Annotated in this window: 9 protein-coding genes; 6 read left to right on the plus strand and 3 right to left on the minus strand. The window is 67.6% G+C overall.

The genetic code is table 11. The features are described 5' to 3' along the window. Nucleotides 1-2 precede the first annotated feature (2 nt). Together lysA and ACP15H_RS03315 are read left to right on the plus strand one after the other, a co-directional pair. Nucleotides 3-1,277 carry a diaminopimelate decarboxylase gene (gene lysA / locus ACP15H_RS03310; protein ID WP_425064804.1) on the plus strand — a complete coding sequence of 425 codons (1,275 nt, stop codon included), beginning with the start codon at nucleotides 3-5 and terminating at the stop codon, nucleotides 1,275-1,277. Between the two features lie 13 nt (nucleotides 1,278-1,290). After that, nucleotides 1,291-3,897 (plus strand): TIGR02302 family protein, encoded by a 2,607-nt coding sequence (locus ACP15H_RS03315; RefSeq protein WP_425064805.1) that lies wholly within the window; start codon nucleotides 1,291-1,293, stop codon nucleotides 3,895-3,897. Here the strand turns inward: ACP15H_RS03315 and hpt are convergent. Continuing rightward, on the minus strand, nucleotides 3,894-4,448 hold the full coding sequence (gene hpt / locus ACP15H_RS03320; protein WP_425064806.1) for a hypoxanthine phosphoribosyltransferase: 555 nt from the start codon (nucleotides 4,446-4,448) through the stop codon (nucleotides 3,894-3,896). The genes ACP15H_RS03315 and hpt overlap by 4 nt on opposite strands. A gap of 23 nt (nucleotides 4,449-4,471) precedes the next feature. Next, nucleotides 4,472-5,230, minus strand: coding sequence for a DUF3426 domain-containing protein (locus ACP15H_RS03325; protein WP_425064807.1), 759 nt, complete (start codon nucleotides 5,228-5,230; stop codon nucleotides 4,472-4,474). A gap of 33 nt (nucleotides 5,231-5,263) precedes the next feature. On the opposite strand from ACP15H_RS03325, the gene ACP15H_RS03330 reads away from it, so the two are divergent. Together ACP15H_RS03330 and ACP15H_RS03335 are read left to right on the plus strand one after the other, a co-directional pair. Further along, nucleotides 5,264-5,998, plus strand: coding sequence for a lysophospholipid acyltransferase family protein (locus tag ACP15H_RS03330; RefSeq protein ID WP_425064808.1), 735 nt, complete (start codon nucleotides 5,264-5,266; stop codon nucleotides 5,996-5,998). Between the two features lie 44 nt (nucleotides 5,999-6,042). Then, on the plus strand, nucleotides 6,043-9,483 hold the full coding sequence (locus ACP15H_RS03335; protein WP_425064809.1) for an LAGLIDADG family homing endonuclease: 3,441 nt from the start codon (nucleotides 6,043-6,045) through the stop codon (nucleotides 9,481-9,483). Between the two features lie 5 nt (nucleotides 9,484-9,488). Here the strand turns inward: ACP15H_RS03335 and ACP15H_RS03340 are convergent, their stop codons facing one another. Continuing rightward, nucleotides 9,489-10,490, minus strand: coding sequence for a Bug family tripartite tricarboxylate transporter substrate binding protein (locus ACP15H_RS03340; RefSeq protein ID WP_425064810.1), 1,002 nt, complete (start codon nucleotides 10,488-10,490; stop codon nucleotides 9,489-9,491). Nucleotides 10,491-10,626: 136 nt separating this feature from the next. Here ACP15H_RS03340 and ACP15H_RS03345 point away from each other — a divergent pair, with 136 nt between their 5' ends. Together ACP15H_RS03345 and ACP15H_RS03350 are read left to right on the plus strand one after the other, a co-directional pair. Then, nucleotides 10,627-12,000, plus strand: coding sequence for a Do family serine endopeptidase (locus ACP15H_RS03345; RefSeq protein ID WP_425064811.1), 1,374 nt, complete (start codon nucleotides 10,627-10,629; stop codon nucleotides 11,998-12,000). A gap of 20 nt (nucleotides 12,001-12,020) precedes the next feature. After that, nucleotides 12,021-13,310, plus strand: coding sequence for a replication-associated recombination protein A (locus tag ACP15H_RS03350; protein WP_425064812.1), 1,290 nt, complete (start codon nucleotides 12,021-12,023; stop codon nucleotides 13,308-13,310). Nucleotides 13,311-13,325: the final 15 nt, after the last annotated feature.

Here is a 13,325-nt window from a genome sequence, read left to right on the forward strand (position 1 = left end):
GTATGAGCTTCTTCGCTTACAAGGGCGGCGAGATGCACGCCGAGGGCGTCGCGCTCGCGGCCATCGCGGCCCAGGTCGGCACGCCGTTCTACTGCTATTCGGCCGGAGCGCTGCGCGCCGGCTGGCAGGAGTTCGCCGACGCCATCAAGGGGATGAACGCCAGCGTCGCCTACGCGATGAAGGCCAACAGCAACCTGGCCGTCATCCGCCTGTTCGGCGAGATGGGCGCCGGTGCCGACATCGTCTCGGTGGGCGAGATGAAGCGGGCGCTGGCGGCCGGCATTCCGGCCCAGCGCATCATTTATTCCGGCGTCGGCAAGAAGCCGTCGGAGCTGATGGCGGCGCTCGAAGCGGGCGTCGGCCAGATCAACGTCGAGAGTTCGGCCGAGCTGGAGACGCTGAACGCGGTGGCGGGCCAGCTTGGCCTCAAGGCCGACATCACCATCCGGGTGAATCCCGACGTCGACGCCAAGACGCACGCCAAGATCACGACGGGCCGCAAGGAGAACAAGTTCGGCATCGACATCGACCTGGCGCGCGAGGCCTTCGCGCTGGCCGGCCGCCTGCCCAACCTCAATGTCGTCGGCGTGGCCATGCATATCGGCTCGCAGCTCACGTCGCTCACGCCCTATAGCGACGCCATCGTGCGGGTGCGCGAACTGATCGTGCAGCTGCGCCAGGATGGACATACGATCGACCGGTTCGACATCGGTGGCGGGCTGGGGATCGTCTATGCCGACGAGAAGCCACCCTCGATCGCCGAATTCATGGCCGTCGTGGCGCGCGAAACCGAGGGGCTAGGCTGCGAACTGGCTTTCGAGCCGGGGCGTCGGCTGGTCGGCGAGGCGGGCGTGCTGGTGGGCGAGGTGATCCTCGTGAAGCCCGGCTCCGCCAAGACTTTCGTCATCGTGGATGCGGCGATGAACGACCTCATCCGCCCCACACTCTACGAGGCCTGGCACGATATCTTGCCGGTCCGCCAGCCACGCCCCGATGCCGCCACGATCCGTTGCGACATTGTCGGTCCCATCTGCGAATCCGGTGACTTCCTTGCGCAGAATCGTGATCTGCCGCCGCTGGCGGCGGGCGACCTCGTGATGGTACGGTCGGCGGGCGCATATGGGGCGGTGATGGCTTCCAGCTACAACAGCCGTCCGCTGGCGCCCGAAGTGATGGTGGATGGCACGAGGTTTGCGGTTACGCGGCCGAGGCCTACCGTCGAAGAGATGATCTCCGCCGAGCGGTTCCCGCCCTGGATGGAGCCGCAAAAGGCCTAACGAAAGGACGTCGATGGACGCCAGCCAGACCACCCCGACGATCCAGGCCCCCGGGCTCGGACGCAAGATCGGTTTGGCGCGGGCGGCCTTGGCATGGGAAAGCCTCTGGCCACGTCTGGTGCCGCTGCTGTCGTTCGTGGCGCTTTTCGTTGCCGCCGCCCATCTCGACCTTTTCGCCGGACTGGATCCCTGGGTGCATACCGGCATCCTGGCGGCCATTGCGGTCGCCTTCGCCGGTCTCGCCTGGTGGCGCCTGCGTGATTTTTCCTGGCCGACGCGGGACGCGTCGATCCGCCGGCTCGAGCGCGACAGCGACATTCCGCACCGTCCGCTCATCGCCGTGCAGGATCATCTGGCCGCCGGCAACGCCGACCCGATGGCCGTGGCCCTCTGGGAGGCCCATCGCCGCCGCGAGGCCGAGCGCCTCGCTGGCCTGACCAACCGGCCGGCCCATCCGGGCCTCGCCGTCCTCGACACCTGGGCGCTGCGCTTCGTGCCGCTGCTGGCCCTCGTCGTCGCCATCGCGATTGCAGGCGGCTGGCGCAGCGACCGCCTTGCCGCCGCCGTGACGCCGGCCTTCCCGCCGCCGCCGCCGGTCGTCGCCAACCTGTGGATCGCGCCGCCGGCCTATACCGGCAAGCCGCCGGTCTATCTGGACATGGCCGAGCACGACAAGGTGCTGCGCGTTCCTGTCGGCAGCAAGATCGCGGGCTTCGTCGACGACGTGCGGGGCCGCAAGCCGCCGCAGCTGCTGATCGACGGCAAGGCCACCGAATTCTCGACCGTCAGCAAGGGCAAGTACCAGGTCGAGGAGGTCATCACCGAGGGCAAGCAGATCACCCTACAGGCGCGCGGCGACGAGCAGGCGCACTGGACGCTCCACGTCATTCCCGACCTCGCTCCGACCATCGATTTCACCCGCCCGATCGGCGTCGACAAGTGGTCGACCAAGATCGACTACGTCGCCGGCGACGATTTCGGCGTGACCGGCGTCCAGCTCCAGATGCGCCTCCATGGCAGCGTCCTGGGCGACGATGCGCTGAGCAGCGACGAGGAGCCCGAGGTGCTGCGCGTCGACCTGCCGGTCGCGGGCAATGCCAAGAAGATCGCCGACACTTTCGTGCGCGACCTCACCAGCCATCCCTGGGCCGGCCTTAAGGTCACCGTGATGCTGTTCGCCACCGATGCGCTGGGCCAGAAGGGCCGCAGCTCGGTCGAGACCTTCCTGCTGCCCGAGCGGGTCTTCAACGATCCGACGGCGCGCGCCCTGATCGTGCTGCGCAAGGCGCTGACCCGCGATCCCAAGGGCTACCGCATCGATGTCGCAGACGGCATGCGCATGATCCATGCGAACCCGTCGAGCTATCGCGAGGACCCGGTCGTCCAGCTCGGCCTGCGCATCGGCGCGGTGCGGCTCGCGCAGAACGACAACAAGGAGACGATCACCGACACGCAGAAGCTCCTCTGGGACCTCGCCATGCGCCTCGAAAGCGGCGCCACGTCCGACGCCGAGCGCGCCGTCGAGCAGGCGCGGCAGCAGCTGCAGGACGCCATGCAGCGCCAGGCGGGCGACGAGGAAATCGAGAAGCTGATCCAGCAGCTCTACGACGCCATGGCGCGGTGGCAGCGCGAGCTGGCCGAGAAGATGAAGGATCCCGACGAGCGCCGCCGCATGGAAGAGCAGGCGGAGAAGATGGATCCGAACAACACCATCACCGGCGACGATCTGCAGAAGATGCTCGACAAGATTCGCGAGATGGCGAAGAACGGCCAGCGCGAGGAAGCCAAGCGCATGCTCGAGGAGCTGCGCAAGATGATGGAGAACGCCACCCCGATGATGGCGAACCCCAACGGGCAGCAGCGTCAGCAGCAGGGACAGCGCGGCCAGCAGGGCCAGGGCAGCCAGCAGGGTCGCGAGATGATGAACCAGCTCGACCAGCTGTCGCGCCGGCAGAACCAGCTTCTGGGCGAGTCCGAGCGCGAGGGTCGTCAGCAGCAGGGACAGCGTGGCCAGCAGGGACAGCAGGGTCAACGCGGCCAGCAGGGACAACAGGGCCAGCAAGGACAGCAGGGTCAGCAGGGCCAACCCGGGCAGCAGGGACAGCCGGGCCAGGGGCAGGGCCAGTGGGGCGATCAGCAGCGCGGCCAGCAGGAAGGCCTGCGCGGCCGGCTTGGCGACTTTATGAAGAAGCTCGACGAGAACGGCCTGCAGATGCCGGAATCGCTGGGACGGGCCGAGCGCTCGATGCGTGAGGCCGAGGAGGCGCTCCGCCGCGGCGACCCGCGCGAGGCGTCCCGTGCCCAGCGCCGGGCGCTCGACAACCTGCAGCAGGGCATGGGCGACATGGCCGAGCAGATGCGGCAGCAGCGCGGTCCGGGCAACAACCAGGACATCGCCGAAATCGAGGAGCGCGAGCGCCGCAGCGAGGATCGCGATCCGCTGGGCCGGTCCGACGGCAATTACGGCGACGCGATCGACTCCGGCGCCGACAAGGTGCCGCTCGAACTCGACCGCCAGCGCAGTCGCGAAATCCTCGACGAACTGCGCCGCCGCGCCGGCGACCAGCTGCGCCCGAAGGAAGAGCTCGACTACATCGATCGTCTGCTGAAGACGTACTAAGCCGTCTTCTCGACCACGCCGATATAGGGCAGGCCGCGGAAGCGGTGGGCCCAGTCGAGCCCGTAGCCGACGAGAAACTCGTCACCCGCCTCGAAGCCCACGAAGTCGGCCTTGAGGTCGGTTCGCCGCTTGGCGGGCTTGTCGAGCAGGGTGCAGATCGATACGCGGCGGGCGCCGCGCTCCTCGAGCAGCTTCTTGGCGAAGCTGAGCGTCAGGCCCGACTCGAGGATATCGTCGACCAGCAGCACGTCGCGACCCCGCACGTCGTCGACGATGTCGCGTACGACGCGGACATTGCCGCTCGTCTCGGTGCCGCTGCCGTAGCTCGAGAGGGTGAGAAAATCCATCGACCAGTCGGCGCCGGCGCGGTTCAGCGCGCGGATCAGGTCGGCGGCAAAGACGAAGCTGCCCTTGAGGACGGAGACGACCAGCGTGTCGGACTCGAGCTTGTCGGAAAGGTCGATCGCCATCTCCTCGACGCGGGCGGCAATCTCGGCGGCCGAGAATCGGATCGAAACGACCGGACGGTCGGAAGTGGTGCGGTCGGGCAATGCAAACTCTCGTCAGTGGGTCGCTAGTCGACGGTCGGCACGATGCTGGTCGCACCGGAGGGAGGCTCTTCAAGCGGCAGGCTGAAACTCAGGCGCGCGCCGGGCGCGATCGGCCCCTCGACCAGCGGCATCTCGCGCTCGGCCAGGATCTGGTCGCCGGCCCGGAAGACAATCTTCAGGCGGCGGGTAGAGCCGGGGGCGGTACCGGTATTGATCAATTCGCCCGCCACCACGTAGCGGCCGTCGATGACGTTGATCTTGGTCGTCGTCATGTCGAGTCCGACCTGCGCTTGCGCCACCTGAGGCGCGTTGGTTTTTGCCCGCGCGGCGTCGAGATGGAGCAGAGTGCGCCAGGAGGCGGGCAGGCGCGACATGAGCTGGTCGCGATAGGCGTAGGCCGCGCCCCCCAGCAGCACGATCAGGACGATCGCATAGGCAATCCAGGTGCCCCAGTTTCTCTTCCGGGGCGGAGGAGGCGTGGTCAGGGCCGGCAGGCCGGCACCGGAGGTGGACGGCCGGATGACGACGTCGGGGACGGGCGCGGCAGCGGCCGGCGCAGGCGGCGCTTGCGACGCAGTCTCGGTGACCGGCGTGACAGCCGGCTCCTGGAACCAGCGATGGCTACAGCGGACACACTGGACAGTGCGACCCGTCGGGCCGATTGCCATGGGGTCGACGGCGTATCGAGCGCCGCAGTTGGAACAGGTAAGCTGCATGATGAGCGGGGTATACCCCACCAGATGTCCTTTGCGGGGCGACACTAGGCCACTACAAGTTGGCATACAAGCAACACGTCGCACGTGAATACTTTTGAGATGATTGGCCTCCGGCTGCGCTCGTTCTTCTTCAATGTCGGCTGGTATGTCGGCACCACGATCCTCGCCATCGTCGGTTCGCCGATCCTGCTGATGCCGCGGCGCTTCGTGGTCGCCTGGTCGCTGGTCTGGATCGACTTCTGCCTGTGGTGGTTGCGGATCACCTGCCGGCTGACGCATCGCGTCGGTGGGCTGGAGAACATGCCGACGGGGCCGGTCATCTTCGCCTGCAAGCACCAGTCCTCGTGGGAGACGCTGGCCTTCTCGCGCCTGTTTCCCGGCGCCGCCACCGTCATGAAGCGCGAGCTGGTGCTGATTCCGATCGTCGGCTGGGCGATGGCGCGGGCCGGCAATATCGCCGTCGAACGCGGCGACGGCGCCAAGGCATTGCGCGGGCTGGTGAAGCAGGCCAAGTCGACGTTGGCCGAAGGACGGTCGATCCTGATCTTCCCCGAGGGCACGCGCGTCGCCGTCGGCGACGAGAAGCCTTACCAGGTGGGGACGGCGGCGCTCTACCGGCAGCTTGGCGTACCCGTCGTTCCGGTCGCGCTGAATTCCGGCGTGTTCTGGGGGCGCCGCAAGTTCATCAAGTGGCCGGGCGTGATCGACGTGGAAATCCTGCCCGCCATTCCGCCAGGCCTGGGCCGCGAGGTGTTCATGGACACCTTGCGCGAGCGCATCGAGGGCGCCACGGGCCGGCTCGTTGCCGCAGCCTGCAGGCGCGAACAAAAATAGAACGATCTGTTGATATCGACCGGCCTTGGGCCTAGTTTTTCGGAATGGAATGGGCTCCCGTCTCCCAGCGGATCTGGGACATGAAATATCGCTTCAAGAGTGCACCCGGCGGCAGCGCCACGGCGACGCCGGATGCCGATCTCGACGCGACCTGGTGGCGTGTGGCGCGAGCGCTGGCGGTGCCGGAACGCGACCCGGAGCTCTGGGCCGGGCGCTTCCACGAGGCGCTGTCGGGCTTCAAGTTCCTGCCGGCCGGGCGCGTGATCGCGGGCGCCGGCACCGGCCGTACGGTGACCCTCTTCAACTGCTTCGTGATGGGCACGATCCCTGACGACATGTCGGGCATTTTCGAGAACCTGCGCGAGGCCGCCCTCACCATGCAGCAGGGTGGCGGCATCGGGCACGATTTCTCGAGCCTTCGTCCGCAGGGCGCGCCCGTGGTGGGTGTCGGCGCCGACGCGTCGGGACCGCTCTCGTTCATGGACGTGTGGGACTCGATGTGCCGCACCATCATGAGCGCGGGCTCGCGGCGCGGTGCCATGATGGCGACGCTGCGCTGCGACCATCCCGACATCGAGGCCTTCGTCGACGCCAAGCGCGATCCGAAGCGGCTGCGCATGTTCAACGTCTCGGTGCTGGTCACCGACGCCTTCATGAAGGCGGTCGAGAGCGATGCCGACTGGCCGCTGGTGTTCGGCGGCAGGACCTTCCGGACGGTGAAGGCCAAGGCGCTGTGGGAACGCATCATGCGCGCCACCTACGATGTGGCCGAGCCCGGCGTGATCTTCATCGACCGCGTGAACCGCCGGAACAACCTGCGTTATTGCGAAACCATCCAGGCTACGAACCCTTGCGTGACCGCGGAGACCTGGGTCCACACGGCCGACGGACCGCGCCAGGTGGCCGACCTGATCGGCCGGCCGTTCACGGCCCTGGTCGATGGCAAGGCTTTCGCCAGCGGCGAGGCCGGCTTCTTCCCTACCGGTACGAAAGAGGTGCGCCGCTTGCGCACGCGGGCAGGCCACGAACTGCGCCTGACCGCAGATCATCTCGTGAGGAAGGTGACGCGCTTCACACGCTGGTCGCGCGATGTCGAGTGGGTGGCCGCCGGCGACCTTGCGCCGGGCGACCATATCGTCCTGCACGATCATCGAACCGCACCGCATTGGGAAGGCCGTCACACCGAGGCGGAGGGCTACCTGCTCGGCCTTCTGGTGGGCGATGGCACCTTGAAGCAGGACAAGGCGGTGCTCAGCGTCTGGAAGCCGGCGCAGGTCGCCCATGGCGGCCCGCAGATGGCTGGACCGGAAGGCGTCATGGAAGCGGCGCTGGCCGCGGCGCGGACCCTGCCGCATCGGGCCGACTTCACGGGCTGGGTTCATGTGAAGGGGCGCAACGAGTGGCGCCTGTCGCTCGCGGCGGTCAAGGCGCTTGCGGAGGTGATGGGCCTTTCGCCAGGCCACAAGACCGTGGCGCCGACGATGGAGAAGACCTCGTCGGACTTCCATCGTGGGCTGCTGCGTGGCCTCTTCGACAGCGACGGGTCAATTCAGGGGACGCAGGCGAAGGGCATCAGCGTCCGGCTGAGCCAGAGCGACCTGCCCCTGCTCGAGGCGGTGCAGCGCATGCTGTTGCGCTTCGGAATTGCGGCCACGATCTATCGCGACCGGCGGCCGGCCGGCCAGCGTCCGATGCCCGACGGGGCCGGGGGGCTGCGTCTCTATGACTGCGCAGCCCAGCACGAGCTGGTGGTTGCCGGCGACAACGTCGGCGTGTTTGCCGAGCGGATCGGGTTTGCCGACCGTAATAAGATGCTGCGGTTGCAGTCTGCCCTGGCCGGCTATCGCCGGGCCCTCAATCGCGAGCGTTTCGTCGTCGAAATCGAGAGCGTCGAGGCCGGTGGTGTGGCCGAGGTCTACGACGTGCAGGTTCCGGGTATCAACGCCTTCGATGCCAACGGACTTTACGTTCACAATTGCGGCGAGCAGCCACTTCCTCCGTACGGCGCCTGTCTCCTGGGATCGATCAATCTCGCGGCGCTGGTGAAGGCGCCGTTTACACCCGAGGCGAAGCTCGACGACGAGGCACTGGAGCGGCTGGTGCCGCTGGCCGTGCGCATGCTCGACAATGTGATCGACGTGTCGCGTTTTCCGCTGCCTGAGCAGGAGAAGGAGGCCAAGGCCAAGCGCCGCATCGGGCTCGGCGTGACCGGGCTCGCCGATGCGCTGATCTTCTGCGGCGTGCGCTACGGCTCGCCCGAGGCGGTACGGCTCACCCGCGAATGGCTGGGCGCCGTGCAGCGTCTGTCCTACATGGCGTCGGCCGACATCGCGGCGGAGAAGGGCAGTTTCCCGCTCTACGAGCGCGGCAAGTACCTGGCGGGCGAGACGATCAAGGCGTTGCCTGAAGAGGCCCGGACGGCGATCGGCCGCTACGGCATCCGCAACGCGCTGCTGAACTCGATCGCGCCTACCGGCACGATCTCCCTGCTGGCCGACAACGTCTCGTCCGGTATCGAGCCGGTCTTCGCCTTCAGCTACGTCCGTCATGTCCTGCAGCCGGACGGGTCCAAGCGCGAGGAGAGCGTCGACGACTATGCCTTCCGTGTCTGGCGCGAGATGAAAGGCAACGAGGCGCCGCCGCCGGACGTCTTCGTCGATGCCCAGACCCTGTCGCCCGCCGATCATCTGGCGATGCAGGCCGCGGCGCAGGACCATGTCGACAGCTCGATCTCCAAGACCATCAACCTGCCGCGCGACATTTCCTTCGACGCCTTCAAGGGCGTCTACGAGGAGGCCTATGCGCAGAACTGCAAGGGCTGCACGACCTACCGTCCCAACGACGTGACCGGCGCGGTTCTGGAGGTAAAGCCGGCGGAGACCGAGAAGCCGGTCCCGGCAGTGGCGCCACGCGACAGCGACGTCGTCTATCTCGCCCCGCCGCTCGACCGGCCGGAGGAGCTGCCGGGCCGGACCTACAAGATCAAATGGCCGGGCAGCGACCACGCCATCTACATCACCGTCAACGACGTGGTGCAGGAGGGCCGCCGCCGGCCCTTCGAGATCTTCATCAACTCCAAGAACATGGAGCACTACGCCTGGACGGTGGCGCTCACGCGTATGATCTCGGCGGTGTTCCGCCGCGGTGGCGACGTGTCGTTCGTCGTCGAGGAGCTGAAGGCCGTGTTCGATCCGCGCGGCGGCCAGTGGATGGGGGGCCGTTACGTGCCGTCGCTGCTGGCGGCGATCGGCGGCGTGATCGAGCGGCACCTGGTCGAGATCGGCTTCCTGGCGCCGACCGAGCAGCCCAGCCTGATCGACGCGATCGAAGAGCGCATGCGCCTCGCCGCCGGCGCGAAGGAGCCGGCGGCCGGCGGTGGTTCAGCCAAGTCGATGGGGCAGTGCCCCAATTGCGGTGCCGCGGCGCTCACCCACCAGGAAGGCTGCGACGTTTGCCTCAACTGCGGCCATTCCCGCTGCGGGTGAGGCGCTCAGCCCAGCTCGAGTTCGATGCCGGCCGACTTGCTGACGCCGGCCCACAGGGTGGCGAAGTCGCCGACGAAGGCGGTGTATTCGGCCGGGGTCATCGGCTTGTCGCCGGGCAGCAGCACCACGTCCTTGAAGCGCTCCACGACCTCGGGGGCCTTGTAGGCCTTCTGCAGCTCGTCGTAGAGCCGCGCCACGACGTCGGGCGACATGCCCTTGGGACCGGAGACGCCGACCCAGGTCGAGGTGGTGAGTTTGGGAAAGCCCTGCTCGGCGAAGGTCGGGGCATTCGGATACATGTCGAGGCGCTTGTCGGAGCTGACCGCCAGGAGCCGGACCTTGCCCGAATTGATGTGCGGCACGTTGGTCGTGATCGGGTCGAACATCGAGGGGATGGCGCCGGCCAGCATGTCCTGCAGCGACGGCGCCGAGCCGCGATAGGGGACATGCTTCAGCTTGATGCCGGCCAGGCTGCCCAGCAGCTCGCCCATCAGGTGGGTGTTGGAGCCGATGCCGGAGCTGCCGAAGGCGATCTCGTCGGGCTTGGCCTTGGCGGCGGCGATGTAGTCGGCCAGCGTCTTGTAGGGCGAATCGCCGGGCACGATCAGGACGTTGGGCGTGTGGCCGATCAGGGTCACGTGGGTGAAGTCGGTCACCACGTTGTACGGAAGCTTCGGGTAGATTCCCGGCGCGATGCCGAGCGGCGAAGCATGCGAGATGACGAGCGTGTAGCCGTCCGGCGCGGCCTTGGCCGCCAGGTCGGAGCCGATCGTGCCGCCGGCGCCGGGCCGGTTCTCGACGACCACCTGGGTGCCGAGTGCGGCCGAAAGCTTCGGCGCGAGGATGCGGGAAATCGTGTCGGCCGTGCCCCCCGGCGGGAAGGTGGCGATCAGCTTGATCGGCTGCTTGGTCGGCCAGCCGGGGCTTGCCTTGACGGCGGGGGCGGCCAGCGAAGAGCCCAGGGTGGCGGCCGATGCGGCCAGGACGGTACGGCGGGTCAGTTTCATGAAGCGCTCCGGTTTCCTCTCACGCCAATGGCTGGCGTGTTGTGCCGAAGCCCTGCAATCGATATGCCAGCGGATATCCGCCCTTGATTTGCCGCAAGAGAGTCCGCAAATCCGGGCCGAGCAAGGAGATGTCTATATGATGCGGCGGCTGGTTCTGGCGGCGGTTTTCGTGGGATGCGGTGCGGCGACTTCCGTGGCCCCGGCCGCCATGGCGCAGGGGCTTCCGAACTCGCGCAGCGAGCTCGCCTATTCGTTCGCGCCGCTGGTCAAGCGCGTCTCCCCGGCCGTGGTCAACATCTACACGACCACCACGGCCCGCGTGCAGCGCCGTCTGCCGTTCCCGTTTCCCGGCGTGCCCCAGCAGGGCGGTGAGCGGGTGCAGAACTCGCTGGGGTCCGGCGTCCTGGTGGGCGCGGACGGTCTGATCGTCACCAACGCCCATGTCGTGAAGGGCGCCGACGAGATCCGCGTCGTGCTGGCCGACCGCCGCGAGTACGAGGCGAAGCTCATCACGCAGGACGAGCGCTACGACCTGGCGCTGCTGCGCATCGAGAGCTCAGACGAGAAGTTCCCGTTCCTCGAACTGCGCGACTCCGATTCGATCGAGGTCGGCGACGTCGTGCTGGCGATCGGCAATCCGTTCGGCCTGAACCAGACCGTCACCAGCGGCATCGTCTCGGCCGTGGCGCGCAGCGCCGGCGGGATCAACGATTCGAACTTCTTCCTGCAGACCGACGCGGCCATCAATCCGGGCAATTCGGGCGGCGCGCTGGTCGCGCTCGACGGCAGGCTGATCGGCATCAACACGGCGATCTACTCGCAGAGCGGCGGCTCGGTGGGCATCGGCTTCGCCACGCCCTCCAACATCGTCGAGCGCATGATCTCGACCGGCACGAAGGGCGGTCGCATCGTGCGGCCGTGGCTGGGCGTCAGCATGCAGCGCGTGACACCCGACCTCGCCTCGGGCTTCGGCCTGTCACGGCCGGCGGGCCTCGTCGTGAAGGATGTCTTCGCCGGCGGTCCGGGGGCGGATGCGGGGCTGAAGCGCAACGACGTGATCGTCGGCATTCGCGAACAGGTGATCGACGACGAGGCGGGACTGCGGTTCCGGTTGTCGACGCTCAACGTCGGTTCGGTCGTGCCGGTGAAGGTCATGCGCGGCGGCAAGGAAGTGGTCGTGGAGTTGAAGCTCGCGGCGCCGCCCGAGGATCCGCCGCGCGACCTGTCGGTGCTGGAAGGCCGGCAGCCTCTGTCCGGCGCCTCCGTCGTCAACATGTCGCCGGCCGTCGCCGAGGAGATGGGACTGGCCGAATGGCGTCCCGGCATCGTCATCGTCGACGTGAAGAACGGCGCCTATGCCGGGCGCTTCGTGCGCCCCGGAGACATGATCCTGGCGGTCAACGGCCAGGAAGTGAAGAGCGTTGCCGAGCTCAAGAAGCGCGTCGCCAGCGGCATCAACAGCATCAACGTGGGCCGCGACGGCGTGGTGTTTCCCGTCCAGTTCCGCTGACCCCATGAAAGCGTCGGGCCGTGCCGGCTGAACTCTTCGCCTCGCTCGCTCCGACGCCGCTGGCCGAACGCCTGCGTCCCAAGTCGCTGGGTGAGATCCTCGGGCAGGACCATCTGCTCGGCCCCGAGGGGCCGCTCGGCCGCATGCTGGAGGCGCGCAAGCTCGGGTCGCTGATCCTCTGGGGACCGCCGGGCTGCGGCAAGACCACCATCGCCCGCCTGCTCGCCGAGGCCGTGGACCTCCATTTCGAGCCGTTGTCGGCGGTGTTCTCCGGTGTGGCCGACCTGCGCCGCGTGTTCGAGGCGGCGCGCCAGCGCCGCAAGGACGGCAAGGGCACGCTGCTCTTCGTCGACGAGATCCATCGCTTCAACCGGGCCCAGCAGGACGGCTTCCTGCCCTATGTCGAGGACGGCACGGTGACGCTGATCGGCGCCACCACCGAGAACCCGTCCTTCGAGCTGAACGCCGCGCTCCTGTCGCGCTGCCAGGTTCTGGTGCTGCGCCGTCTCGACGACGCGGCGCTGGCAGCCGTGCTGGGGCGTGCCGAGGAAGCCCTCGGCCGGCCGCTTCCGATCGACGAGACCGGCCGTGAGGCCCTGTTCGCCATGGCCGACGGCGACGGCCGCTACATGATCGGGCTCGCCGAACAGCTCGCGCAACTGAAGGACAAGGGGCCGGTGCCGCCGTCGCGGCTGGCGACGCTCCTGCAGAAGCGCGCGCCGCTCTACGACAAGGCCCAGGAGGCGCACTACAACCTGATCAGCGCGCTGCACAAGTCGCTGCGCGGGTCGGACGTCGATGCCGCGCTCTACTGGTTCGCGCGCATGCTGGATGGCGGCGAGGATCCGAAATACATCGCCCGCCGCCTCGTGCGCTTCGCCGTCGAGGATATCGGCATGGCCGACCCGCAGGCGCTGACCCAGACGTTGGCCGCGTGGGAGACCTATGAGCGGCTGGGCTCACCGGAAGGCGAACTGGCGATCGCCCAGGCGGTGATCTATCTCGGCACCGCGCCGAAATCGAACGCCGCCTATGTCGCCTTCGGGGCCGCCAAGCGTGCCGCCAAGACGCACGGGTCGCTGACGCCGCCGATGCACATCCTGAATGCGCCGACAAAGCTCATGAAGGAGATCGGCTACGGCAAGGGCTACGAGTATGACCACAATGCCGCCGACGGCTTCTCGGGCCAGAACTACTTCCCCGACAATATGAACCGCCAAGAGTTCTATCAGCCGGTCGAGCGCGGCTTCGAGCGCGAGATCGTGAAGCGGCTCGAGTACTGGAAAAAGCTCAGGGACAAGAAGCGTTAATCATTGGAGTGCGCC

The organism is Reyranella sp. (assembly GCF_965249915.1).
GTDB lineage: Bacteria > Pseudomonadota > Alphaproteobacteria > Reyranellales > Reyranellaceae > Reyranella.